The organism is Streptomyces sp. NPDC041784, from assembly GCF_055591025.1.
Window position 1 is genome coordinate 90696 of the sequence record NZ_JBVJAB010000001.1, and the last position, 24136, is coordinate 114831.

Annotated in this window: 18 protein-coding genes and 1 pseudogene; 10 read left to right on the plus strand and 9 right to left on the minus strand. The window is 72.9% G+C overall.

What is annotated here, in order from left to right; genetic code table 11:
• Positions 1–38: 38 nt before the first annotated feature.
• From ACZ6D7_RS00450 to ACZ6D7_RS00470, 5 genes are all read right to left on the minus strand, one after another.
• Positions 39–1388, minus strand: a complete 1350-nt coding sequence (locus ACZ6D7_RS00450; RefSeq protein WP_469481657.1) for an RNA polymerase sigma factor — start codon at positions 1386–1388, stop codon at positions 39–41.
• 104 nt (positions 1389–1492) lie between these two features.
• Complete coding sequence (gene dnaG, locus ACZ6D7_RS00455; RefSeq protein ID WP_469481660.1) at positions 1493–3394, minus strand: DNA primase; 1902 nt, start codon at positions 3392–3394, stop codon at positions 1493–1495.
• A 44-nt stretch (positions 3395–3438) separates the two neighbouring features.
• Complete coding sequence (locus ACZ6D7_RS00460; protein WP_469481663.1) at positions 3439–4704, minus strand: NAD(P)/FAD-dependent oxidoreductase; 1266 nt, start codon at positions 4702–4704, stop codon at positions 3439–3441.
• 166 nt (positions 4705–4870) lie between these two features.
• Complete coding sequence (locus ACZ6D7_RS00465; RefSeq protein WP_469481666.1) at positions 4871–6124, minus strand: deoxyguanosinetriphosphate triphosphohydrolase; 1254 nt, start codon at positions 6122–6124, stop codon at positions 4871–4873.
• 69 nt (positions 6125–6193) lie between these two features.
• Entirely contained in the window at positions 6194–7075 is an 882-nt protein-coding gene (locus ACZ6D7_RS00470) for a sirohydrochlorin chelatase (protein ID WP_469481669.1), read from the minus strand.
• A gap of 227 nt (positions 7076–7302) precedes the next feature.
• Here ACZ6D7_RS00470 and ACZ6D7_RS00475 point away from each other — a divergent pair, with 227 nt between their 5' ends.
• The 3 genes from ACZ6D7_RS00475 to ACZ6D7_RS00485 all read left to right on the plus strand — a co-directional run bounded on the left by ACZ6D7_RS00475 (position 7303) and on the right by ACZ6D7_RS00485 (position 10744).
• Positions 7303–7980 carry a SanA/YdcF family protein gene (locus tag ACZ6D7_RS00475; protein ID WP_469481672.1) on the plus strand — a complete coding sequence of 226 codons (678 nt, stop codon included), beginning with the start codon at positions 7303–7305 and terminating at the stop codon, positions 7978–7980.
• A 172-nt stretch (positions 7981–8152) separates the two neighbouring features.
• The gene (locus tag ACZ6D7_RS00480) at positions 8153–8449 is read left to right on the plus strand and encodes a hypothetical protein (RefSeq protein WP_469481675.1); all 297 of its coding nucleotides are present in this window, start codon (positions 8153–8155) and stop codon (positions 8447–8449) included.
• Positions 8450–8566: 117 nt separating this feature from the next.
• Positions 8567–10744: a molybdopterin oxidoreductase family protein gene (locus ACZ6D7_RS00485; RefSeq protein WP_469481678.1), complete on the plus strand. Its 2178-nt coding sequence runs from the start codon at positions 8567–8569 to the stop codon at positions 10742–10744.
• Between the two features lie 62 nt (positions 10745–10806).
• On the opposite strand, the gene ACZ6D7_RS00490 is transcribed toward ACZ6D7_RS00485, so the two are convergent.
• Positions 10807–11562 carry a TetR/AcrR family transcriptional regulator C-terminal domain-containing protein gene (locus tag ACZ6D7_RS00490; RefSeq protein WP_469481681.1) on the minus strand — a complete coding sequence of 252 codons (756 nt, stop codon included), beginning with the start codon at positions 11560–11562 and terminating at the stop codon, positions 10807–10809.
• Between the two features lie 198 nt (positions 11563–11760).
• Between ACZ6D7_RS00490 and ACZ6D7_RS00495 the strand changes: the two genes are divergently transcribed.
• Positions 11761–13269, plus strand: a complete 1509-nt coding sequence (locus tag ACZ6D7_RS00495; RefSeq protein WP_469482974.1) for an MFS transporter — start codon at positions 11761–11763, stop codon at positions 13267–13269.
• Between the two features lie 145 nt (positions 13270–13414).
• On the opposite strand, the gene ACZ6D7_RS00500 is transcribed toward ACZ6D7_RS00495, so the two are convergent.
• Complete coding sequence (locus ACZ6D7_RS00500; protein ID WP_469481683.1) at positions 13415–15061, minus strand: M4 family metallopeptidase; 1647 nt, start codon at positions 15059–15061, stop codon at positions 13415–13417.
• Between the two features lie 248 nt (positions 15062–15309).
• On the opposite strand from ACZ6D7_RS00500, the gene ACZ6D7_RS00505 reads away from it, so the two are divergent.
• The 3 genes from ACZ6D7_RS00505 to ACZ6D7_RS00515 all read left to right on the plus strand — a co-directional run bounded on the left by ACZ6D7_RS00505 (position 15310) and on the right by ACZ6D7_RS00515 (position 17302).
• Entirely contained in the window at positions 15310–15744 is a 435-nt protein-coding gene (locus tag ACZ6D7_RS00505) for a gamma-glutamylcyclotransferase family protein (protein WP_469481690.1), read from the plus strand.
• A gap of 224 nt (positions 15745–15968) precedes the next feature.
• Positions 15969–16496 (plus strand): hypothetical protein, encoded by a 528-nt coding sequence (locus ACZ6D7_RS00510; protein ID WP_469481693.1) that lies wholly within the window; start codon positions 15969–15971, stop codon positions 16494–16496.
• 131 nt (positions 16497–16627) lie between these two features.
• On the plus strand, positions 16628–17302 hold the full coding sequence (locus ACZ6D7_RS00515) for a class F sortase (protein WP_469481698.1): 675 nt from the start codon (positions 16628–16630) through the stop codon (positions 17300–17302).
• 30 nt (positions 17303–17332) lie between these two features.
• On the opposite strand, the pseudogene ACZ6D7_RS00520 reads toward ACZ6D7_RS00515, so the two are convergent.
• Positions 17333–18147 (minus strand): annotated as a pseudogene (locus tag ACZ6D7_RS00520) (sulfite exporter TauE/SafE family protein).
• 250 nt (positions 18148–18397) lie between these two features.
• Here ACZ6D7_RS00520 and ACZ6D7_RS00525 point away from each other — a divergent pair.
• Genes ACZ6D7_RS00525 through nirD form a run of 3 tightly spaced genes read left to right on the plus strand, consistent with a single transcriptional unit; the run spans position 18398 to position 22557 of the window.
• Entirely contained in the window at positions 18398–19612 is a 1215-nt protein-coding gene (locus ACZ6D7_RS00525) for an NAD(P)/FAD-dependent oxidoreductase (protein WP_469481700.1), read from the plus strand.
• On the plus strand, positions 19613–22210 hold the full coding sequence (nirB, locus tag ACZ6D7_RS00530; protein WP_469481703.1) for a nitrite reductase large subunit NirB: 2598 nt from the start codon (positions 19613–19615) through the stop codon (positions 22208–22210). It abuts the gene before it with no gap.
• The gene (nirD, locus tag ACZ6D7_RS00535) at positions 22207–22557 is read left to right on the plus strand and encodes a nitrite reductase small subunit NirD (RefSeq protein WP_469481706.1); all 351 of its coding nucleotides are present in this window, start codon (positions 22207–22209) and stop codon (positions 22555–22557) included. Before nirB ends, nirD begins: the two co-directional genes overlap by 4 nt.
• Before the next feature lie 48 nt (positions 22558–22605).
• Here nirD and ACZ6D7_RS00540 read toward each other — a convergent pair whose 3' ends face one another.
• Entirely contained in the window at positions 22606–24111 is a 1506-nt protein-coding gene (locus ACZ6D7_RS00540; protein ID WP_469481709.1) for a sensor histidine kinase, read from the minus strand.
• Positions 24112–24136 lie beyond the last annotated feature (25 nt).

Below are 24136 nucleotides of genomic sequence, written 5' to 3' on the forward strand. Positions count from 1 at the left end.
TGGAAGGGGGCCGCTCTCGTCCGGGGAGCGGCCCCCGCTCAGTCCAGGTAGCCCCTCAGCTGGTCCGCGAAGGCGTGGTCGCGGAGCTTGTTGAGCGTCTTCGACTCGATCTGCCGGATCCGCTCCCGCGTCACGCCGAAGATGCGCCCTATCTCCTCCAGGGTGCGCGGGCGGCCGTCGGCCAGCCCGTAGCGCAGCTGTACGACCTTCCGCTCGCGTTCGCCGAGGGTGGAGAGCACGGCTTCCAGGTGTTCCCGCAGGAGCAGGAAGGCCGCGGACTCCACGGGGCTCGCGGCGTCGCCGTCCTCGATGAGGTCGCCGAGGGCCACGTCGTCCTCCTCGCCGACCGGGGCGTGCAGGGACACCGGTTCCTGGGCCAGCCGCAGCACCTCGCCGACGCGCTCCGGCGCCAGGTCGAGCTGGTCGGCGACCTCCTCGGCGGTCGGTTCGTAGCCGCGTTCCTGGAGCATGCGCCGCTGGACGCGGACGACCCGGTTGATCAGTTCGACGACATGGACCGGGACGCGGATGGTGCGGGCCTGGTCGGCCAGCGCCCGGGACATGGCCTGGCGGATCCACCAGGTGGCGTACGTGGAGAACTTGTAGCCGCGGGCGTAGTCGAACTTCTCGACGGCCCGGATGAGCCCGAGGTTGCCCTCCTGGACGAGGTCGAGCATGGTCAGGCCGCGGCCGACGTACCGCTTGGCGACGGAGACGACGAGCCGCAGGTTGGCCTCGATGAGGCGGCGCTTGGCCATGCGTCCCATGACGACCAGCCGGTCGAGGTCGAGGGCCAGTTCGCTGTCCAGGTCGGGCGTGCTGCCCAGCTTCTCCTCGGCGAACAGGCCGGCCTCGACCCGGCGGGCCAGCTCGACCTCCTCGGCCGCGGTGAGCAGCGGGATGCGGCCGATCTCCCGCAGGTACTGGCGGAACAGGTCGGAGGAGGGGCTGGCGCTCTCGGTGGCGCGGGCGCGGGCGGGCGGAGCCTCGACGGGTTCCGGGGCCTCCGGGGCCTCTTCCAGCGCCTCGGCGGGTGGCTCCGCGTCCGGCTCGGCCTCCGGCTCCGTCGCCGTCTCCGGGTGGTGCGCGGCACGGTTCTGCGGCGGAACCGCGACCAGGACGTCGGTCTCGGCGTCCGCGTCCGTGCCTTCGGTCGTGCCGTCGGTCGTGCGGGCGGTCGTGCGGGCGGTCGTGCGGTCGGTCTGGGTCAGGGTCTGGGTCTGCACGGGGGCGACCTCCAGGATGATCGCTGCTGAGGCGGGCGGCAGCGGTACTTCGGGGGCGGAGTCGGCGGCCATGCCGCTGTCCGTCCCGTACGCGATGAGCGGAACCGCGGGGGTGTGGGACCCGCTGGGGACGGATCGGCCGCGCTCCGAGGACTCAGGCACCGGAACCCAGTGTGGAGTACGACACATCGCCGCCACGAGGGGCGTGCGGTGACTTTTTGCGTCCGGGTCGTGACCGGCCGGTGACCCCTAGGGCCGCGACACGCTCAGAGAGCTGCGGCTCCGTGCTCGCGCAACGCCTGGTCGTACTGCTGGAGGATCCAGAGTTCGTTCTGGACGGCGGCGAGTTGGGCCTGGTCACCGGAGGCGGCGAGGCGGGCCAGCTGGGACTGGACGTCGCGGACGCGGCGCTCGACGGCACGGCGGCGGACCTGGACCAGGACCGTGCCGGCGTAGACCTCGTCGACGGTGCGGCGCATGATCGGCTCGACGGCGAGTTCGGTGACCATGGCGCGGACCGTGTCGTCGGGCGCGGCCTCGCGGACCCGGACCAGGTACTCCTGGGCGTCCTGCGTGCCCCACTCGGCGCCGCCCGCGTCCAGGACGGTCTGGCGTACGGCGGCGTAGGGGGCGGCGGTGAACTCGTCGATGCCGTACGCGTCGAAGGCCGGGGAGACCAGTTCGGGGCGCTGGAGGGCGAGTTTCAGCAGCTCGCGTTCCGTCGCGTAGACGGGGTTGCGCAGGGTGAGGGCCGGGCCGGAGGCGGCGGGGCGGGGGGCGGCCTCGTAAGGCTGGGAGGCGCGGTTGCCGGGGCCCGGGGCCTTGCCGCCGCGGTCGCGCGCCCAACGGGCCAGCTGGGAGACCCGCTTGACGACGAACTGGGTGTCGAGGATGCCGAGCATGCCGGCGAGCTGTACGGCGACCTCGTGCTGGGCGCCGCTGTTCTTGATGCGGGCGACGATGGGCGCGGCCTCGTCGAGGGCGGCGGCGCGGCCCGCCGGGGTGTCGAGGTCGTAGCGGACGACGATCTGGCGCAGCGCGAACTCGAAGAGCGGGGTGCGGGGTTCGGCCAGGTCGGCGACCGCCTCGTCGCCCTTGGCGAGGCGCAGGTCGCAGGGGTCCATGCCGTCGGGGGCGATGGCGATGTACGTCTCGGCGGCGAACTTCTGGTCGTCCTCGAAGGCGCGCAGGGCAGCCTTCTGGCCGGCCGCGTCGCCGTCGAAGGTGAAGATCACGCGGGCGCTGCCGTTGTCCATCAGCAGCCGGCGCAGGATCTTGATGTGGTCGCCGCCGAAGGCGGTGCCGCAGGTGGCGATCGCGGTCGTCACCCCGGCGAGGTGGCAGGCCATGACGTCGGTGTAGCCCTCGACGACGACCGCGCGGCTGGCCTTGGCGATGTCCTTCTTCGCCAGGTCGATGCCGTACAGCACCTGGGACTTCTTGTAGATCGCCGTGTCGGGCGTGTTGAGGTACTTCGGGCCGTTGTCCGCCTCGTACAGCTTGCGGGCGCCGAAGCCCACCACCTCGCCGCCGATGTCGCGGATGGGCCACATCAGACGGCCCCGGAAGCGGTCGATGGGGCCGCGGCGGCCCTCCTGGGAGAGGCCGGAGAGGAGCAGTTCCTTGTCGGTGAAGCCCTTGCCGCGCAGGAAGCGGGTGAGGTGGTCCCAGCCCTGGGGGCTGTAGCCGACGCCGAAGTGGACGGCGGCGGCCTGGTCGAAGCCGCGTTCGGCGAGGAAGATCCGGCCGGTGTCGGCCTCCGGGCTGACCGCGAGCTGCTCCGCGTACCACTCGGCGGCGATCTTGTGGGCCTCGACCAGGCGGATGCGTTCGCCGCGCTGGTGGGAGGGGTTGTAGCCGCCCTCCTCGTAGCGCAGCGTGATGCCGGCCTGGGCGGCGAGGCGCTCGACCGCCTCGGAGAAGGTGAGGTGGTCGACCTTCATCACGAACGTGAGGGTGTCGCCGCCCTCCTGGCAGCCGAAGCAGTGGAAGAGTCCCTTGCTCGGGCTGACCTGGAAGGACGGCGACTTCTCGTCGTGGAAGGGGCAGAGGCCCTTGAGGTTGCCGCCGCCCGCGCCTCGCAGCTGGAGGTACTCGGAGACGACGGCGTCGATCGGGACCGCGTCCCGTACCGCCTTCACGTCCTCGTCGTTGATCCGTCCTGCCACGAGGTGATTCTACGGGGGCGCGCCGACAACGACGGGGCCGCCGGTCAGGCGCCGAGGCTCTCCAGCGGCACATGGGGATCCGCCAGGGCCTCGGTGTCCACGGCGGCACGGGAGGCGATCAGCTTCTGGATCGGCTCTGTGACGTCCCACACGTTCACGTTCATCCCGGCGAGGACGCGGCCCTCCTTCACCCAGAACGCGATGAACTCCCGCTTGCCCGCGTCGCCGCGGATCACCACCTCGTCGTACGACCCGGGCGGCGCCCAGCCGCTGTACTCCATGCCCAGGTCGTACTGGTCGGTGAAGAAGTAGGGCACGCGGTCGTAGGTGACGGCCTTGCCGAGCATCGCGCGGGCCGCCGCCGGGCCGCCGTTCAGCGCGTTGGCCCAGTGCTCCACCCGCAGCCGGGTGTCGAACAGGCCGTGCGGGAAGGACGCCACGTCGCCGGCGGCGTGGATGTCGGGGTCGGAGGTGCGCAGCCGTTCGTCCACCGCGACGCCCCCGCCGTGCGCGCGGTCGGCCAGCGTCAGCCCCGCCGCCTCGGCGAGGGCGGTCCGCGGGGCGGCGCCGATCGCCGCGAGTACGTCGTGCGCCGGGTGCTCCTCGCCGTCGTCGGTGCGGGCGGCGAGGACCATGCCGTCCTGGCCGACGATCTCGGTGAGCCGCGCGCCGAAGTGGAACCGGACGCCGCGCTCGCGGTGCAGGTCGGCGAAGACGGCGCCCAGTTCGGGGCCGAGCACGCCGTGCAGCGGGGTCTGGGCGGGCTCGATGACGGTGACCTCGGCGCCGTACTCGCGGGCCGCCGCCGCCACCTCCAGGCCGATCCAGCCGGCTCCGGCGATCACCAGGTGGCCGTTGTCCCGGCCCAGGGCGGTCAGGACGCCCTTGAGGCGCTCGGCGTGCGCGAGCCGGCGCAGATGGTGGACGCCCGCGAGGTCCGTGCCGGGGATGTCGAGCCGGCGTGGCTCCGCGCCGGTGGCCAGGAGCAGCTTGTCGTAATGGACGAGCGTGCCGTCGTCGCCGAACCGGACCGTCTTCGCCGTACGGTCGATCGCGTCGACGCTCTGGCCCAGGTGCAGCTCGATGTCGTTCTGCGCGTACCAGGCGGGTTCGTGCACGAAGACGCTCTCGCGGGACTCCTTGCCGAGCAGGAAGCCCTTGGAGAGCGGGGGCCGCTCGTAGGGGTGGTCGCGCTCGTCGCAGATCAGTATCACGCGGCCGGTGAAGCCCTCCGCCCGCAGCGTCTCGGCCGCCTTCGCGCCGGCCAGGCCTCCTCCGACGATGACGAACGTCTGATCCGCGTCGACCACGTGATGCCTCCTAACGGGCATCTGGGGGGTGTCCCCCAGATGACACTGTGCGAACCGCCACATGCGAGCGTCCCGCACGCAGCGTGATGGGGGAAGGGGGACGGGTCCGATCAGGCCACGGAGTGTCGTGGTTCGAGCCCGTTTGGGCGCACTCGGTCAGGTCTGGTCATAGATGTCCCGTCAGACGGGTGTGCAGCGAGCGCGCCGAGGCGTCGGTGAGGGAGGCGATCTGGTCGACGACCACCCGTTTGCGCGCCCGGTCGTCGGGCGCGCTGTCGAACAGGGCCCGGAACTGGGGGTCCAGACCGTCGGGGGCGCGGGCGGTGAGCGCCTCGGCCAGCTCGGTGATGACCACCCGCTGGTCGGCACGCAGGCGTGCCTGTTCCGCGCGCTGCATCACGTACCGGTCGGCGACCGCCTTGAGGACCGCGCACTCCAGGCGCGTGGCGTGCGGTACGACGAGTTCGGCGCCGTAGCGGGTGAGGGGGCCGGTGCCGTACCGCGCGCGTGTGGCGCCCTCCGCGTCCAGACAGAAGCGGCCGATGAGCTGGCTGGTCGCGTCCTTCAGGCGGGCCTGGGCGACCGCCGTGCCGTCGTAGCCGTGCGGCCACCAGGGCGCGTCCTGGAGCCGGTCCAGGGCGGCGGCCAGCTCGGCCGGGTCGGTGTCCGCGGGCACGTACCGGCCGACCGCGACCCGGAAGACCTCCTGCCGCTCCGGTTCGGCGTGCAGCACGTTGGGGTCGATGTGGCCGGCGTGCAGGCCGTCCTCCACGTCGTGCACCGAGTACGCCACGTCGTCCGCCCAGTCCATGACCTGCGCCTCGAAGCAGATGCGGGTGCCGGGGGCCTCCTTGCGGAGCCAGTCGAAGACGGGCCGGTCGTCGTCGTAGACGCCGAACTTGGGGGACTCCGGGTCCGTGGGGTGGGCGCCGCGCGGCCAGGGGTACTTCGTGGCGGCGTCGAGCGTGGCGCGGGTGAGGTTGAGGCCGACGGAGCCCTCGTCGGTGAAGCGCTTGGGCTCGATACGGGTGAGCAGCCGCAGCGACTGGGCGTTGCCCTCGAAGCCGCCGCAGTCGTGGGCGAACTCGTTCAGCGCCTGTTCGCCGTTGTGGCCGAAGGGCGGGTGGCCGAGGTCGTGCGAGAGGCAGGCCGCCTCCACCAGGTCCGGGTCGCAGCCGAGCGCCGCGCCCAGCTCACGGCCGACCTGGGCGCACTCCAGGGAGTGGGTGAGGCGGGTGCGGGGCGTGGCGTCCCAGACCTGGCTGCGCTCCCCCGGCGTGACCACCTGGGTCTTGCCCGCGAGTCTTCTGAGCGCCGAGGAGTGCAGGACGCGTGCGCGGTCTCTTTGGAAGGCGGTGCGGCCCGGGCGCTTGTCGGGCTCCGACGCCCAGCGTTGTGTCGACTGCGGGTCGTAGGGCATGTCTCGACAGTAAGCGGCGGCAGTGACAATCGGTGCCCGCCGGACCGCCGGGTCGCCTGTTCCCGGACATCAGGCGGCGTTGCTGGAGCCGCTCGCCGCGAGGGCCTCGTCGTAGCGGTGCAGCAGCAGGCCCGCCATCGCCGGGTGGGTGCCCAAGGGGGCCGCGGCGATCCACGGGGCCGCCTGCGCGCACTCCGTCGCGAAGCGGCCGGGGGCCGTGAAGCAGGAGGCGACGGCCACCCTGTCGCGGCCCCGCGCGGCCAGGGCGCGCAGCGCCTCGGGGACCGCGGGGGTCGCCGTGGAGGCGTAGGCGGGGACCACCGGGACGCCCAGGCGCTTCGAGAGGAGCTGGGCCGTGCGGCTCGTGTCGATCGCCGAGTCCGGGTCCCGGGAGCCGGCCGCCGCGAGGACGACCGCGCTCGTGCGGCGCTCCTGCGACGTCATCCGGGTGCGCCAGCCGGCCTCCACCAGGCGCGTGTACAGCGCGTCCACGAGGAGGGGGTGCGGGCCGAGAGGGGCGGCCACGCGCGTGCGTACCCGTGCGGCGGCGGCCATCTCGGGGATGTCGCGCTTGACGTGGTAGCCACGGGCGAGGAGGAGGGGGACCAGGACGGCGTCCGTCGTGCCGTGCGCGTCCAGGCCGGCCAGGGTGTCCGTCAGCAGGGGCTCGTTCAGCTCGATGTGACCGAGGTGCACGGGCAGGCCGGGGCGCTGCTCGCGGACCCGGTCGAGGAGGGCGCGGACGGTGTTCAGGGCGCGCGGGTCGCGGCTGCCGTGGGCGACGACGACCAGCGCGGGCGGCCCGGGGCGCCGTCGTCCGTCGAACGGGACGAGGCTGAGCTGGCTGATGAGCTGGGTGCTGATCCGGTCCATGAGGTGCGCCGTACTGTCGAGGTGGGGTGCGGGCTCGTCGTGCTCGGACTCGTCGTGCGAGAGGGGCGACGCCGTCATGGATCGATCGTGGCGGCGGGAGGTTGCGCCGCCGTTGCCTGACCGTCACGAGTATTTTCCGTGCGTTCACGGCGCCGGGGCGGGCACTGTGAGGTACGCCCCGCGAGACGGTGTGAGGTACGCCCCGCGAGACGGTGTGAGCTACGCCCCGCGAGGAGGGGCGAACCGGATCACCGCGGGGCGCGTCTTGCGAGGCCGAAGGGGTTGCCGACCGGGGAGAGCACCGTATGAACATCCGTCGACCGCGTCTGCCGCGCACCCGTGCCGGACGGCGGCGGCTGGTGCAGGCCGCGATGGGCGCGTGCGTGCTCGCGCTGCTGCCGGCCACCTGGCTGTTCGTGTCGACGGCGGGCCGGCTGGGCACCACCGCCGACGCGCCGCGCACCGAGGTGGCGGTGGTCTTCGGCGCGGGCCTGTGGGACGGCGAGCCGTCGCCGTATCTGGCGCACCGGCTGGACGCGGCGGCGAAGCTGTACGAGGAGGGGCGGGTCGAGGTCGTACTGGTCACCGGCGACAACAGCCGGAAGGACTACGACGAGCCCGACGCCATGCGCACCTATCTGACCCGGCACGGCGTGCCGGACGCGCGGATCGTCAGCGACTACGCCGGGTTCGACACCTGGGACTCCTGTGTGCGCGCCAAGAAGATCTTCGGCGTCGACGAGGCCGTCCTGATCAGCCAGGACTTCCACATCCGGCGGGCGGTGGCGCTGTGCGAGGCGGCGGGGGTCGACTCGTACGGTGTCGGGGTCGCCGCCAAGCACGACGCGACCTGGTACTACGGGGGCACCCGGGAGATCTTCGCGGCGGGCAAGGCGGCGCTGGACGCGGTGTTCGAGCCGGACCCACGGTTCCTCGGACCGCGGGAGCCGGGCGTGCGGCGGGCCTTGGCCACGGCCGAATAGCCGGTCGGATCGATCCGGACATTCTTCCCCGGCAGGTTTGACGCGCGCATTTCACTCCGGCGCGTGAAGCGACCCGGGTGCCACTATCTGTGACCGCACGATCACCCTTAGTGTCCTCCGGTGTGCGGCGACGGATCGGGCCGGCCGCCGCGTTCTCGGGGAAGGACATCTCATGACCGCACTCCGTACCGCCCTCGTCACCGCCGCGGCGGCCGCGCTGTTCATGGCCCCGGCCGTCGTGACGACCGCCTCGGCGGCCGAGGCGGCGCAGGCGAGGGAGCCCGGCTGCGCCAAGCTCGGCTCCTCCGGCAGCGGCTGGGCGAACATCTACAACTCCTGCGGCTACACGATCTCCGCCAGCGTCGAGGTCGACGGCTGGGACCCGTCGTGCATCCAGATCGCCCCCTACTCGACCGCGACCATCGGTCTGGAGCCGGGCGACGAGCCGTACTACGCGTACGTGTGCTGACCGGGCGGGACGGGGTGCCCGCCTCACGCGGGCCGGCGGCCCGCCGGGAGGGCACCACCACACCGCCGTAACAGGAGACCGCACGGCGCGTAACACGGCCGACGCACGCTGAACGGCATGCGGACCACCTCGACGCCCACCCACTGCCCGTACTGCGCCCTGCAGTGCGGGATGGCCCTGTCGCCCCTGCCCACGGGTGGCGTCGAGGTGGTCGAGCGCGCGGACTTCCCGGTGAACCGGGGCGCGCTCTGCGGCAAGGGCCGTACCGCCGCGGCGGTGCTCTCCTCCCAGGTGCGGCTCACCTCCCCGCTGGTGCGCTCCGGCGACTCGCTCGTGCCGGCCACATGGGACGAGGCACTCGACCTGATCGCCGGGCGGCTGGGCCGGATCCGGGACGAGCACGGGCCCGACGCACTGGGCGTGTTCGGCGGGGGCGGGCTGACCAACGAGAAGGCGTACGCGCTGGGCAAGTTCGCCCGGGTCGTGCTCGGCACCTCGCAGATCGACTACAACGGCCGCTTCTGCATGTCGTCCGCGGCGGCGGGCGGCATCAAGGCGTTCGGGCTGGACCGGGGGCTGCCGTTCCCGCTGGAGGACATCCCGCGGACGGGGTGCGTGATCCTCGTCGGGTCCAACCTCGCGGAGACCATGCCGCCGTCGCTGCGCTTCTTCAGCGAACTGCGGGAGAACGGCGGGACGCTGATCGTCGTCGATCCCCGCCGCACGAAGACCGCCGAGCAGGCCGATCTGCACCTGATGCCCCGGCCGGGCACCGACCTCGCGCTGGCGCTCGGGCTGCTGCACCTGGTCGTCGCCGAGGGGCGGGTCGACGAGAGTTACGTCGGGGAGCGCACCACCGGCTGGGAGGAGGCCCGGGCGGCGGCGATGGCGCACTGGCCGGAGTACGTGGAACGGATCACGGGGGTGTCCGTTCCCCAACTGCGGGAAACCGTCCGGATGTTCTGCGAGCCCGAGGCCGCGATGGTGCTCACCGCGCGCGGGCCCGAGCAGCAGTCCAAGGGGACCGACACCGTCGGCGCCTGGATCAACCTGTGCCTGGCCACCGGCCGGGCGGGCCGCCCGCTCAGCGGCTACGGCTGTCTCACCGGGCAGGGCAACGGACAGGGCGGACGCGAGCACGGCCAGAAGGCCGACCAGTTGCCCGGCTACCGCAAGCTGGACGATCCGGCGGCGCGGCGGCACGTGGCGGAGGTCTGGGGCGTGGACCCGGACAGCCTGCCCGGACCGGGACGCAGCGCCTACGAGCTGCTGGACGCGCTCGGCCAGGACGTGCGCTCCCTGCTGCTGATGGGGTCCAACCCGGTGGTGTCCGCGCCGCGCGCCGCCCATGTCGAGGAGCGCCTCAGGTCGCTCGACTTCCTCGCCGTCTGTGACGTCGTCCTGTCGGAGACGGCGGCCCTCGCGGACGTCGTCCTGCCGGTCACCCAGTGGGCGGAGGAGACCGGGACCACGACCAGCCTGGAGGGGCGGGTGCTGCTGCGGCGGCAGGCGATCACCCCTCCGGACGGGGTGCGCAGCGACCTCGACGTCCTGCACGGACTCGCGGCGCGGCTGGGCGTGGAGAAGGGCTTCCCGGCGGATCCCGAGGAGGTCTTCGAGGAGCTGCGGCGGGCCAGCGCGGGCGGGATCGCGGACTACTCCGGGATCACCTACGGGCGGCTCGCGGCGGAGAACGGGGTGTTCTGGCCGTGCCCCGCGCCGGCGGACGACCTCGCGCGAGGCACCGGCCCCGGGTCCGGGCCCGCGCACCCGGGCACGCCCCGCCTCTTCCTCGACCGGTTCGCCACGCCGGACGGCCGGGCCCGGTTCGTGCCGGTCACCCACCGGCCCTCGGCCGAGGAGCCGGACGACGACTACCCCGTGCTGCTCACCACCGGGCGGGTCGTGGCGCAGTACCAGTCCGGCGCCCAGACCCGCCGGGTGGACGAGCTGAACGCCGCCGCGCCGGGCCCGTTCGTCGAACTGCACCCCCGGCTGGCGGCGCGGCTCGGGGCGGCCGAGGGCGACCCGGTGGCGGTGGTGTCCCGGCGGGGCCGGGCCGTCGCACCGGCCCGCATCACCACCGGCATCCGCCCCGACACGGTCTTCATGCCCTTCCACTGGCCCGGCGAGGGCCGCGCCAACACCCTGACCAACCCGGCCCTCGACCCGACCTCACGGATGCCGGAGTTCAAGGTGTGCGCGGTGCGGGTGGAGATCCCCGAAACCGCGGAGACCGCCGAGCCCGTCGAGACCGCGGAGACCGCGGAGACCGCGGAGACCGCCGAGTCGTAGGCGGCTCACGGACGGTTCACGGGCGGCTCACCCGTGCCGGGACCCCAGGGGAACAGGGAAACCTAGCCCTTGCCCGGCCGACGCAGGGACAGGCCGTCCAGGACGACGTCCAGGCCGTAGGTGAACTTGGTGTCGCGGAGGGCGACCGGGTCGGCCGCCTCGGCCGCGCCGGTGGCGTACTCCTCGGCGAGGTGGTCGTAGGAGGCGGCGGCCTGCTGGGCGGCGGGCATCAGACGGGCGATGAACTCGGCCTCGGTCTCGCCGGAACGGGCGACCGTGGTGAGCCAGGCGGCCTCGGTGGTGCTCACGCCGATGACGTAGCTCAGCAGCGGCTCGATCGCCCGGCCCGGCTCGTCGAAGCCGGCCGCGGTGAACAGGGCGGCGAGCCGCTCGGCGAACGACATCAGGTTCGGGCCGAGATAGGCGAGCCCAGCCTGCCCCAGGACCGACGACAGCCACGGGTGCCGTAGCGCCACCGCGCGGAAGGAGCCCGCGGCCTCGGCGACGGCGGTGCGCCAGTCGGTGCTGTCGGCGGGGGGTACGTGGATCTCGGCGGCGACCTCGTCGACGGCCAGCTCCATCAGCTCGTCCTTGGTGGCCACGTGCCGGTAGAGGGAGGTCGCGCCGGCGCCCAGGCGGGCGCCGAGCTTGCGCATGCTCAGCGACTCGATGCCGTCGGCGTCCAGCATCACGACCGCCTCGCGGACGATCGCGTCCCGGCTGAGCGCGGGCTGGTCGGGCTCGCGCTTCTGCCGGGTCCAGACGGACGGGACGGGGTTCGGGTTCTTCGTCGTGGCGGCCACGTGCTTCCCCTTCATCTCGCGACATGGTGCGTACATCGTGCGCTTCCAGCGTACAGAGTTCTCGATCCGCGTACACCGTTCAAGAATTGCGCACACCGTTCCGCTGTGCGTACAGTGTTCGCATCGAACGGAACGCCGTACGCAGCAGTCGGAACAGTGTTCGCAACGCGAGAACGTTGTGCGCACGACGAAAGGACGCCCCTCATGGAAGCCATGGCCCGAGCCCGCGATCCGCGACGCTGGTGGATCCTCGTCGTGCTGTGCCTGAGCACGGTGGTCCTGACCATCGACAGCATGGCCCTCACCGTCGCGTTGCCCTCGATGACCGAGGACCTCGGCGCCGGCGCCCAGGACACCCAGTGGATCCTGGACTCCTACATCCTGGTCTTCGCGGGTCTGCTGCTCACCTCGGGCAGCCTCGGTGACCGCTTCGGCCGCCGGCGGGTGATGCTGATCGGCCTGGTGCTCTTCGGGGCGGCCTCACTGGCCGCGACGCTCTGCACCAGCCCCGGCGAGGTGATCGCCGTCCGCACCGCGATGGGTGTCGGCGGGGCGCTGATCATGCCGTCCACGCTCTCGATCCTGATCACCGTCTTCGACGAGGAGGAGCGCGGCAGGGCGATGGCGGCCTGGGGTTCGGTGTCGATGCTGGGGCTGGTCGGCAGCCCGGTGCTCGGCGGTGTGCTGATCGACCACTTCTCCTGGCACTCGATCTTCCTGATCAACGTCCCGGTCGTGCTGCTCGCCATCGTCGCCGGTGTGGCCCTGATGCCGGAGTCCCGGGCGCCCTGGCAGAAGCCGGACCCGCTGGGTGCCGTGCTCTCCGCGGTGGGCATGACCGCGCTGGTCTGGTGGATCATCGAGATCCCGGAGCACGGCGCGCTGGGCGGCCGTTCGACCCTCACCCTCGCCGTCGCGGTCGTCGCCCTCGCCGGATTCGTGGTCTGGGAGAACGTCACGAAGGCACCCATGGTCCCGCTGGTCCTCTTCAAGCACCGCAACTTCAGCGGCGGTTCGCTCTCGCTGGCCCTGGTCCAGATCGGCAACGGCGGTCTGCTGCTGGTCCTGACCCAGTACCTTCAGTTCGTCCTCGGCTACTCCCCCGTCAAGGCGGGCCTCGCCTTCCTGCCCCTCGCGATCGCCGCGCTGATCGGCAACGGCGTGGGCGTGAAGCTCGCCGAGAAGATCGGCAACCGGTTCGTGATCCTGTCCGGCATGCTCGTGATGGTCGCCTGCTTCGCCCTGCTGACGACGGTCGACGCCGGCTCCGGTTTCACCGTCCCGGCGATCTCCCTCGGTCTGCTCGGCCTCGGCGCCGGTCTCGCCATGCCGGCCGCGGTCGGCGCGCTGATGGGCACCATCCCCGAGGACAAGGCAGGTGTCGGCTCGGCCCTGAACGACACCATCCAGCAGGCCGGCACCGCCCTCGGCATCGCGATCCTCGGCTCCCTGCTGACCAGCGGATTCGCCGCCGAGATGCCCGCCGACACCCCCGAGGCGGCCCGCCGGTCGATCGGCGGCGCCCTGGCGGTGGCCGGCCAGGACGCGGGTCTGGTCCGGGCGGCCCGGGAGGCCTTCACCGACGCGATGGCGACGACCTTCACGGTCAGCGCGATCGGCGTCCTGGCCGCGGCGGTCCTGGCGACACTGGTGATGCGGGACAAGAAGCCGGCGGCCCCTGCGGCCGAGATCTCGCAGGAGGAACGGGAGTTGGTGGCCTGACCACCACCTCACCACACGAAGGCCGGCACCCCGGGGTGCCGGCCTTCGGCGTGCCCGCCGGGTTCGACCAGTTGCCGAGTGGGGCGTTCAGCGGCTGGGCCGGCGGCCGTGACCGCGTCGCCCGGTTCGCCGCCGTGGGGCGCGGTCAGTTCACGTTGACCGCGCTCCAAGCCGCCGCAACCGCGCTGCGCTCCGTGCTGCCGGCGCCGTAGAGGTCGCGGGCCGCGTTCAGGGTGGCGGTGCGGGCGCCGGCGTAGTTGGTGGAGGACGTCATGTAGACGGTCAGGGCGCGGTACCAGATGGCGCCGAGCTTGTCGCGGCCGATGCCGGTGACCGTCGACCCGTTGGAGGTCGGGGAGTTGTAGGTGACGCCGTTGATGGTCTTGGTGCCGCTGCCCTCCGCGAGGAGGTAGGCGAAGTGGTTGGCGACGCCGGAGGAGTAGTGGACGTCGAGGTTGCCGACCGAGCTGCTCCAGGAGTCGGCGGAGTTGCCGTCCTTGCTCGGCTTGTCCATGTACCTGAGGGCGTCCCGGCCGAAGCCGGAGCGGACGATCTTCTCGCCGATGAGGTAGTCGCCGGTGTCGGAGGCGTTGCCCGCGGAGAACTCCACCAGGGTGCCGAAGATGTCGGAGGTGGCCTCGTTCAGGCCGCCGGACTCGCCCGAGTAGGTCAGGTTGGCCGTCTTCGAGGTGACGCCGTGGGACATCTCGTGGCCGGCCACGTCGAGGGAGACCAGCGGTCCGAAGACCGAGCCGTCGCCGTCGCCGTAGGTCATGCAGAAGCAGCTGTTGTCCCAGAAGGCGTTGTTGTAGTTGTTGCCGTAGTGGACGCGGTTGTAGGAGCCCTTGCCGTCGTTGCCGATGCCGTTGCGGCCGTGGACGTTCTTGTAGTAGTCCCAGGTCTTGTCGGTGCCGTACTGGGCGTCGACGGCGGCCGTGGAGCGGTCCGCCGTGGTCCCGGTGCCCCAGTGGTTGTCGGTGTCGGTGAAGAGCGTCGCCGGGGCGCGGCTGATGCAGATGCCGAAGATGCACAGGTCGGTCTTGTTCGCCGCGTCGCCGGTGTAGGTGTTGCCGCGGGTGGGGTCCTTGAGCTGGTACGTCGAGCCCGAGAGGGTCGTCTCCAGCGGGACCGTGCCACCGTAGAGGGACGTGCCGTCGCCGCCCGCCGTCTCGATGGTGTCCCAGGCGTCGATCCGGGCGCCGGTGCGCGCGTCGGTGAGAAGGGTGCGGGCGACCGGGTTGCCCAGCGAGTCCAGGGCCACCACGTTGGTCCGCCAGGCCAGCTTCGGGGTGCCGTGCAGGGCGTCGACGACCAGCTCCGGCTTGGCCTTGACCTGCTTCAGGGTCTCGCCGAGGCGGGCGGCGCGCAGCGCGTTCACCGCGGTGTCGGCGGCCTTCGGGGCGGACACCTTCGGGGTGATGGTCGGCAGGGAGATCGCGGCCCGCGTCGCGCGGTCCGCGCTGCGGTAGCCGCCGTCGGGCGCCAGATGGACCACGAAGTCGCCGCCCAGGACGGGCAGTTGACGGAAGGTGCGGTCGTAGCGGACGTGCTGGGTGCCGTCCTTGTCGATGACGACGTCACGGACCGCGGTGTCCTGGGTGGCGGTGAGGCCCAGGCTCGCGGCGCGGTCGGCGAGGACGGCGGCGGCGTGCTCCAGTGCGGTGGCGCGGGTGGGTCTGTCGGCCGCGTCGGCGACCGGGGAGAGTACGGCGGCCAGCAGGGTGGCCGTGGTGGCGGCGATGCCGGCGGTGGCGAGACGGGAACCTCGGACGTGCTGCCGTATCCGACTCATCAGTCTGCTCGGTCTCCTCGGGAAGGCGCCGTGGGGGCGCGTGTGGGGGTGGCACTGAGGTCGCGCTGAGGTCGTGCTGGGTTCGTGCCGCGATCGCGCTGAGGTGTGCTCAGTTCGCACTGAGGTGTGTTCAGGTCGCGCTGAGGTGTGCTCAGGTGCGCTCAGGTCGTCCTGAGATTTAAGAGGGCATGACAAGTCATGTCCATAGCGCCCACGTGCCGGTGACGTGAGGGGAGAGAATCGTTTCCGTGAGCATCTCGACCACACCGCCCGCCCCCGGCCTGCCGTTCTTCGTCTACGGCACCCTCCGCCCCGGCGAGGTCAACCACGACCTCTTCCTGCGCGGCCGCACCCTCCGCGAGGAACCCGCCCAGCTCACCGGCGCGGTCCTGTACGACGGTCCGGGCTACCCCTACGCGGTGGAGGAGCCCGGCGGGACGGTGGCCGGGGAGCTGGTCACCGCGCGGCCCGAGGCGTACGCGCGGCTGCTCGCCGAACTGGACCGGCTGGAGGAATACCGGCCGGGCGCCCCGGACAACCTGTACGAACGGGTGGCACGGGAGGTGACCGCGGGCGCCGGCGCCGTCCCCGCGTGGGTCTATGTCGCCGCGCCGTCCGTCGCCGCCGGACTGCGGGCCGCGGGGAGGCGGATCGGGAGCGGGGACTGGCTGGCGCGCCGGTGACGGTCACCCGTTCACACCCCCCGCGCGGGCTTTTCCGCAGCGCCCCGCACCGTACCGTCCGCACGCCGGTGACCTGCTGAAACAGCGAGCCGGACGAGCCGCTCACCCCGGCACCCGACACCCGTTCATCCCATTCCTGACGAACCCTCAGGAAGCGCGCTCGCCGCGCGGGGACTTACCTCGGAAGGGCAGGGACGCGACCCGAGAGGCTCGAAGGAGCAGAGATGCGACGTACCGCACGGCTGCTGACCGGCGGCGCGCTCACCGCCGTCGCCGCGGCCGGGCTCGCGGTGCCCGCGTACGCCGCGGGCACCGGCACCGCCGGCCTGGAGGTGCGGCCCGTCGGCGTGGTGCCCGGTGAGCGGGTCACGGTGCGCACGGCGGCGTGCGGCCGGGACGGCACGGCGGCCGGTGACGCCGGCGCGGTGGGCGCCGGACGGTTCACCCTCGCGCCCGGCACCGGCCGGGGCGGGGCACTGGGTGAGTTCCGGGTGCCGCCGAGCGCGCAGCCGGGGACGTACGAGATCGTCGCGCAGTGCGCCGAGGGAGGCCGGCGGCTCACCGGGGACCTGGTGGTCACGCTGGCCTCGGACCGGCAGCCGGCGCATCCGCGCGGCAGTGTGAAGACGGGGGTCGGTGGCGCGCTCGGTCCCGACCCCGTACAGACCGCGGCCGGTGTGGCGGCTCTCGCCGTCGCCGCCGCGGGCGGTACCTGGCTCCTGCATCGCCGGGCGAGAGGCGATGGGATCTGACGGACACCCTCCGCTGTCCGTCCGCCGGTACCGCATGTCCCCTCCCCCTCCGGGTCCGACGCCCCTCGCGGCCCGGAGGGGGGTACGGGGCCCGTTTCAGGGAGAGTTCACGGAGAGGGTGAGGAAGCCGCATGCGCAGGGTCGGCAACACCGCGATAGCGACCGTGACCGCGGTCGCCCTCGGCGCGGGCGCGTGGCTGCTGCATGGCGGCGCCCAGGCGCCCCCGCCGCAGCCGTCCGCGGCGCAGGCCCGCTCGGGCGGCGAGGACCGCGGGGATCGCGGGGACCGCGAGGACCGCGAGGACCGCTGGGACATACGGTCCGCGCCACCCCTGCCGCCCTCCCCGCCCGACCGGGTCCGTATCCCCTCCCTCCGCGTCGACGCCCCGCTCACGGGCCTCGGCCTCACCCCCGCCGGCGGCCTCGACGCACCGCCCGCCGAGCGCGCGAACCTCGTCGGCTGGTACGAGTCCGGCACCACCCCCGGCGAGACGGGCACCGCGATCCTCGCGGGCCACGTCGACAACGCCGACGGCCCCGCCGTCTTCTACGGCCTGGGCGCCCTGCGCAAGCACAGCACCGTCGAGGTGGACCGGCGCGACGGCACGGTCGCCGTCTTCACGGTGGACGCCGTCGAGGTCTACGACGCCCGCCGATTCCCCGACGAGAAGGTGTACGGCGCGGCCGCCCGCCCCGAACTCCGGGTGATCACCTGCGGCGGCCCCTACTCCGAGGCGACCGGCTATCAGGGCAACGTGGTCGTCTTCGCCCACCTCACCGACAGCCGCCGGAAGGCCCCCGGGTGAGGGCAGGCCCTGGAACCCAGGGGGTGCCCCCTAGGCCGGCCACTGCTCGTACGCCAGGTTCCCCACCAGCGCGAACATCACCACCAGCAGGACGATCCGGACGAAGCCGCTGCCCTTCTTCAGCGCGGTGCGGGCGCCGAGCATGCCGCCCGCGAGGTTGAACACGGCCATCAGGGCGGCCAGTTGCCACAGCACGGTGCCCTGCCAGGCGAAGGTCGCCAGGGCGCCCGCGTTGGTACAGCAGTTGACGATCTTGGCCGTGGCCGAGGCGCTGACCAGGTCGAGGTGGAGGGCGGCGGTGAGCGCGAGGACCAGGAACGTGCCCGTGCCGGGGCCGACCAGACCGTCGTAGAAACCGATGCCGAGGCCCGCGAGGCCGATCGCCGCGAGGATGCGGCGCGGGCCCGCCGGGCCGGTCGCGGGGGCGGTGCCGAAGGCGGGCCGCAGGATCACGAGCGCGGCGACCGCCAGCAGCACGACCATGATCACCGGCTTGAGGACCTCGGTGCTCATCCCGGCCGCGAAGAAGGCCCCCGCCGAGGAGTCGGCGAGCGCCGCGAGCCCGATCCGGACCGTGGTGCGCACATCGACCGGCGCCCGGCGCGCGTAGTCCCCCACTGCCTCAAGGGCGTGGGAGGTGCCCCCACCGCCGCGCCCGAGGCGCCGACGATCGCCACCGCCTTGTTGGTGCCGAGCGTGTACGCGGCCGGGGTGCCGGCCGCGTACAGCCGAGCAGGAGCACCGGCAGGAGCAGCAGCCCGCCCCGCCCACCACCGCGTCGATCCAGCCGGCCGCGAGCGCGGCGAGGCAGAGGACGGCGACGGTGTCAGGGCTGTGTCGGGCATGACCGGGGCCCTACGGTCCCGGTGTGTGCACAGGCCACGCACCTGAGGATCTTCTGAGGTAGCAGCCCCGAAAGCGGCCGGTGACGGCCGGTGACGGCCAACGGCGACCGGCGGCGGCCTCCTCCCCACACACCCCGGAACCCGCCCCGGGAACCCTCACACCCACCTCCCGCCCCCGCTGAGGGCAGCGTTCCTCGCGGGAAACAACCGTGATGCTGCCGGGTAACGTCAACACCGCACGCTCCTGAACATGACCTCGAATTCGCGTGTGGTGGTGCTCGGCGCCGGCCTCGCGGGCGTACGGCTCGCCCGGCGGCTCGGCGAGCTGGGCGTGCCCGCGCTGCTCGTCGGCGACGAGGAGCACCGGCCCTACAACCGGGTGCTGCTCGCCGAGGTGCTGGCCGGCCGGTACGCCCCCGAGGTGATCGCGCTGCCCGCGCCGGCCGGACTGGTGCGGGCCCGGGTCACCGGGATCCACCGCGGCCGGCGGACCGTCGCCTGCGCCGACGGTTCGGAGATCGCATACGACACGCTGGTCCTGGCCACCGGCTCCAACCCGGTGCTGCCGCCGCTGCGCGGTCTGTTCACCCCCGACCACGTGCTGCCCGAGGGCGTCCACGCCTTCCGCACCATGGACGACTGCCTGGGCCTGTCGAAGGCCGTACGGCCCGGCGTCCGGGCCGTGGTCATCGGCGGCGGGCTGCTCGGGGTCTCCGCGGCCCGTGCGCTCGCCCTGCGCGGCGCGCAGGTCGTCCTCGCCCAGCAGGCCGAGCGGCTCATGGAGCGCCAGCTCGACCCGGCGGCCTCGAAGCTGGTGCGCCGGCACCTCGTCGACCTCGGCGTCGAGGTCCACACCGAGTGCCGGGTGCGGGACGTGCGCTGCGTCGGCGGCGCGGTCCGCTCGGTCGAGATGGCCGACGGCTACGCCCTCGACGCCGATCTGGTGGTGCTGGCCTGCGGGGTCTCCCCGCGCGCCGGTCTCGCCAAGGCCGCCGGTCTCGCCGTCCACAAGGGCGTCCTGGTCGACGACGAACTGCGGACGTCCGACCCGCACATCCGTGCCGTCGGCGACTGCGCCCAGCACTCCGGGACCGTGTACGGGCTGGCCGCCCCGGCCCTCGAACAGGCCGATGTGCTCGCCGAGTCGCTCGCCGGGGACACGAACGCCCGCTACACCGGCACCCGTTCCCTCACCCGCCTCACCCTCGCGGGGCACAGCCCCTTCGACCTCGCCGCGTTCGGCGAGACGGAGCCCCGCCCCGGCGACGACGTCGTGCAGCTCGCCGACGCCACCCGCGGTACCTACCGCAAGGTCGTCGTCCGCGACGACCGCCTGGTCGGCGGCGTCCTCGTCGGCGAACTCGGCACCGTCGGCGCGCTCGCCCGTGCCTGGGAGGGAGCAGAGCCGCTCCCCTCCGACGACGGCCCCCTGCTCCACCTGCTCACCAACGATGGAGGCTCCTGAATGACCGCCACCGAGGGGGCCACCCCCACGATCGTGCTCGTCGGCCACGGCATGGTCGGCCAGCGCTTCCTCGAAGCGCTCGCCGAGCGCGGCCTGACCGCCACGCACCGCGTAGTCGTGCTGTGCGAGGAGCCGCGACCCGCGTACGACCGCGTCGCCCTCACCTCGTACTTCTCGGGCAAGACGCCCGAGGACCTCTCCATGACCGACATGGAGTTCATCCGCGAGCACGGCATCGAGCTGTACATCGGGGACCCGGCGCAGACCGTGGACCGCGAGGCCCGCAGGGTGACCGCGCGATCCGGGCTCGTCGTCGACTACGACGTCCTCGTCCTGGCCACCGGCTCGTACCCGTTCGTGCCGCCCGTGCCCAACAAGGACGCCGAGGGCTGCTTCGTCTACCGCACGATCGAGGACCTCCTCGCCATCGAGGAGTACGCCAAGACACGCGCCACGACCGGCGCGGTGGTCGGCGGCGGTCTGCTGGGACTCGAGGCGGCCGGTGCCCTGAAGGGTCTGGGACTGACCTCCCACATCGTGGAGTTCGCGCCCCGGCTGATGCCCGTCCAGGTCGACGAGGGCGGCGGCGCCGCGCTGCTGCGCACCATCGAGGAGATGGGCCTGAGCGTCCACACCGGGGTGGGCACACAGGAGATCGTCACCGACGAGGCCGGCGCGGTCACCGGCATGAAGCTGTCCGACGGCTCCGAACTCGCCACCGACCTCGTGGTGTTCAGCGCCGGTGTCCGCCCCCGCGACCAGCTGGCCCGCGACTGCGGCCTCACGGTCGGCGAGCGTGGCGGCATCGCCGTCGACGCGCAGTGCCGCACGGTGAACGACCCGCACGTCTTCGCGATCGGCGAGTGCGCGCTGGCGGCCGACGGCCGGGTGTACGGCCTGGTGGCCCCCGGCTACGAGCAGGCCGAGACGGCGGCGGCCACCATCGCCGCCGACGAGGCCTCCTTCACCGGCGCCGACCTCTCCACCAAGCTGAAGCTGCTCGGCGTCGACGTGGCGTCCTTCGGCGACGCGCACGGCACCACCGAGGACTGCCTCGACGTCGTCTACTCCGACTCCCGCTCCGGCCTCTACAAGAAGCTGGTCATCGGCCGCGACGGCACGCTCCTCGGCGGCATCCTGGTCGGCGACGCGGAGGCGTACGGCACGCTGAAGGCCTTCACCGGCTCGGTCCCGCCGGTCTCGCCCGAGTCGCTGGTCCTGCCGGCCGGTGCCGGGGAGTCCGTCCAGCTCGGCCCGTCCGCGCTGCCGGACGACGCGATCATCTGCTCCTGCAACAACGTCCGCAAGGGCACGATCCGCGCCGCGGTCACCGAGCACCGGTGCACCACCGTGCCCGAGGTGAAGAAGTGCACCAAGGCCGGTACGACCTGCGGCAGTTGCGTCAAGGTGCTCGGCCAGCTGGTCACCGCCGAGCTGGAGGCGAGCGGCGTCGAGGTCGACAAGGGCCTGTGCGGCTGCTTCGGACAGACCCGCGAGGAGCTGTACGAGATCGTCCTCGCCCTGCGCATCAACACCTACCAGGACCTCCTCGACCGCTACGGCCGTGAGGGCGCCCGGGGCGGCGACGGCTGCGAGGTCTGCAAGCCGGCGGTGGGGTCGATCATCGCCTCCCTCGCCCCGACGATCGGCGCGAGCGGGTACGTCCTGGACGGCGAGCAGGCGGCCCTCCAGGACAGCAACGACCACTTCCTCGCCAACCTCCAGAAGAACGGCTCGTACTCGGTCGTCCCGCGCATCCCCGGCGGTGAGATCACCCCCGAGGGCCTGATCGTGATCGGCGAGATCGCCCGCGACTTCGGGCTCTACACGAAGATCACGGGTGGTCAGCGGATCGACATGTTCGGCGCGCGCGTCGAGCAGCTCCCGCTGATCTGGACCCGGCTGGTGGACGCCGGCTTCGAGTCCGGGCACGCGTACGGCAAGTCCCTGCGCACGGTGAAGTCCTGCGTCGGCCAGACCTGGTGCCGCTACGGCGTCCAGGACTCCGTCCGCATGGCGATCGACCTGGAGCTGCGCTACCGGGGCCTGCGCTCCCCGCACAAGCTCAAGTCGGCGGTGTCGGGCTGCGCCCGCGAGTGCGCCGAGGCCCAGTCGAAGGACTTCGGCATCATCGCCACCTCCAACGGCTGGAACCTCTACGTCGGCGGCAACGGCGGCGCGACCCCACGCCACGCGGACCTGCTGGCGCAGGACCTGTCGGACACCGAGCTGATCCGGCTGATCGACCGGTTCCTGATGTTCTACATCCGCACCGCCGACCGGCTGGAGCGCACCTCGACCTGGCTGGAGCGGATCCCCGGCGGCCTGGACCACGTCCGCGACGTGGTGGTGGAGGACTCCCTCGGCATCTGCGAGGAGCTGGAGTCCCTGATGAAGGACCACGTGTCCCACTACGCCGACGAGTGGGCGACCACCATCAACGACCCCGAGAAGCTCGCCCGGTTCGTGTCCTTCGTGAACGCGCCGGACACCCCCGACCCGGTCGTCGGCTTCGTGCCGGAGCGCGACCAGATCAAGCCCGATCTGCCGCTGCTGACCATCGGCCACCGTCCCCTGGAAGGGAGCGCCCAGCGATGACCCTGGCACCCGAGACCACCGACCTGAAGATCCAGCTGCGGCTGGACGAGGACTGGTTGACCATCTGTGACCTGACCTCGCTGACGCCGGGCCGCGGTGTGGCCGCCCTGCTGCCGGACGGCCGCCAGGTCGCCCTGTTCCGCGACCGCGCCGGCGAGCTGTACGCCGTCGACAACCGCGACCCGTTCGGCGGCGCGGCGGTCCTCTCGCGCGGCCTCACCGGCACCCACCAGGGCCGCCCGTTCGTCGCCTCGCCGCTGCTCAAGCAGCGTTTCGACCTGGTGAGCGGGGTGTGCCTGGACGACGAGACGGTACGCATCGCGACGTACGAGGTGCGGGTGGCCTGAGCCCCCTCCCCCGCACGTCACACGGCCGGGCCCGGGATGGGCGTCGTCTCATCCCTGGCCCGGCGTCGTCGTCTGAAGCCGTCTCGCCGCGCGGGCGGAGGGGGCGGAGGCGGCGGGGGGCGTGCCGGGGTGGGTCCGGCCCGGGACCGCCGGGAGCCTGACCACCGCGTCGAGGCCACCGCGCGGCGCCCGCCGCAGCACCGCCTCGCCACCGCTCGCGTGGGCGAGGCGCTGCACCAGGGCGAGGCCCAGGCCGGTACCGCCCTTGGGGGCGTCCGGGGCGCGCCAGAAGCGGTCGAAGGCACGGCGGCGCTGCTCCTCGGTCATCCCGGGGCCCTCGTCCATGACGTGCAGCTCGACCCATCCGGGACCGGCCGCGCGGTGCGGGAACCGGCGCTCGTGGGGCGCGTGCAGACGCGGGTCGACGGAGACCGTGGAGCCCGGGGGCGCCACCCGCAGGGCGTTGGAGAGCAGGTTGTCGAGGATCTGCTCCACCGCGCCAGGCAGGGCCATCACCTCGCCCGAGTAGTCGCCGGCCAGCGCGAGCCACACCCCGTGCCGCTCGAACAGCGGGGTCCAGGCGCGGTGGCGTTCCCCGCACACCCGGCCCAGGTCGACCCGCTCCCGCTCGGCGGCGCTCTCGTCGAGCCGGGCCATCGCCAGCAGCCCCTCGACCATCCGGGCCAGCCGGTCGGTCTCGGTCAGCGCGGCGGTGAGCGAGCCGCGGGCGTGCAGGGCGATGTCGTTCTCCAGGTTCTCCAGCCGCAGCCGCAGCGCCGCGAGCGGGGTCTTCAGCTGGTGCGAGGCCTCACCGGCGAAGGCCCGCTGGGAGGCCAGCAGGTGCTCCAGGCGGGCGGCGGTGCGGTTGAAGGTCGCGGCGAGACTGCGCACCTCCGGCGGCCCCTTGGTGATCGCCACCGGGACGGCGGTGCCGCCGACGGCCAACTCCTTGGTGGCGTGCTCCAGTTCACGGATCGGGCGGCCCGTCCAGCGGGCGATCACGAAGCCGAGGGCGGCGACCGCGGCGAGCGCCGCGAGTCCGCCGAGCGCCAGCAACAGCCAGACGTGGTGCACCCGTTCGGACACCATCCGGGTGGGCACGGTGATCCGGACCGCCCCCAGCCCCTCGGTGCCGCCTCGCACCGGGGTCGCCACCGCGAGGTACTCCACCCCGCCGATGGTGGAGGTACGGACGTCCTCCGTGGCGGTGCCGCGCAGTGCGGCGGCGATACCCGGCCAGGAGGCCAGGCTGCCCTCCTCACGCCCGGTCAGCGGATGCGAAGTGGCCAGCAGGGCACCGGACCTGTCGACGATCAGCACCTTGCCGCCGATGCGCTCGGCGCAGTGCGCGGCGCGCTCCGGCAGATCCTGTGCCGCCCGGCCCGCCACGATGGACAGCGAGGCGAACGCCGACACCGACTCCGCCTCGTCCTTCGCCGCGTTGATCACCCGCTCGCGCTCGCCCCGCGAGTAGACGTACCCCAGCGGGAACTCCAGACAGACCAGGAGCAGCGCGGCGAGCGTCAGATAGCTGAGCAGCAGCCGACGGGTCATCGGTACGCCGCCGGCTGGTGGTCGT

Bases quoted from the DNA above. Each gene is read 5' to 3' on its own strand.
- ACZ6D7_RS00490 (WP_469481681.1), bottom strand. From the start codon at position 11,562: ATGAAGGGGAAGCACGTGGCCGCCACGACGAAGAACCCGAACCCCGTC.
- ACZ6D7_RS00485 (WP_469481678.1), top strand. From the start codon at position 8,567: ATGCGGACCACCTCGACGCCCACCCACTGCCCGTACTGCGCCCTGCAG.
- ACZ6D7_RS00495 (WP_469482974.1), top strand. From the start codon at position 11,761: ATGGCCCGAGCCCGCGATCCGCGACGCTGGTGGATCCTCGTCGTGCTG.
- ACZ6D7_RS00465 (WP_469481666.1), bottom strand. From the start codon at position 6,124: ATGCCCTACGACCCGCAGTCGACACAACGCTGGGCGTCGGAGCCCGAC.
- ACZ6D7_RS00500 (WP_469481683.1), bottom strand. From the start codon at position 15,061: ATGAGTCGGATACGGCAGCACGTCCGAGGTTCCCGTCTCGCCACCGCC.
- ACZ6D7_RS00475 (WP_469481672.1), top strand. From the start codon at position 7,303: ATGAACATCCGTCGACCGCGTCTGCCGCGCACCCGTGCCGGACGGCGG.
- ACZ6D7_RS00470 (WP_469481669.1), bottom strand. From the start codon at position 7,075: ATGACGGCGTCGCCCCTCTCGCACGACGAGTCCGAGCACGACGAGCCC.
- ACZ6D7_RS00510 (WP_469481693.1), top strand. From the start codon at position 15,969: ATGCGACGTACCGCACGGCTGCTGACCGGCGGCGCGCTCACCGCCGTC.
- nirB (WP_469481703.1), top strand. From the start codon at position 19,613: ATGACCGCCACCGAGGGGGCCACCCCCACGATCGTGCTCGTCGGCCAC.
- ACZ6D7_RS00480 (WP_469481675.1), top strand. From the start codon at position 8,153: ATGACCGCACTCCGTACCGCCCTCGTCACCGCCGCGGCGGCCGCGCTG.
- ACZ6D7_RS00540 (WP_469481709.1), bottom strand. From the start codon at position 24,111: ATGACCCGTCGGCTGCTGCTCAGCTATCTGACGCTCGCCGCGCTGCTC.
- nirD (WP_469481706.1), top strand. From the start codon at position 22,207: ATGACCCTGGCACCCGAGACCACCGACCTGAAGATCCAGCTGCGGCTG.
- ACZ6D7_RS00525 (WP_469481700.1), top strand. From the start codon at position 18,398: ATGACCTCGAATTCGCGTGTGGTGGTGCTCGGCGCCGGCCTCGCGGGC.
- ACZ6D7_RS00515 (WP_469481698.1), top strand. From the start codon at position 16,628: ATGCGCAGGGTCGGCAACACCGCGATAGCGACCGTGACCGCGGTCGCC.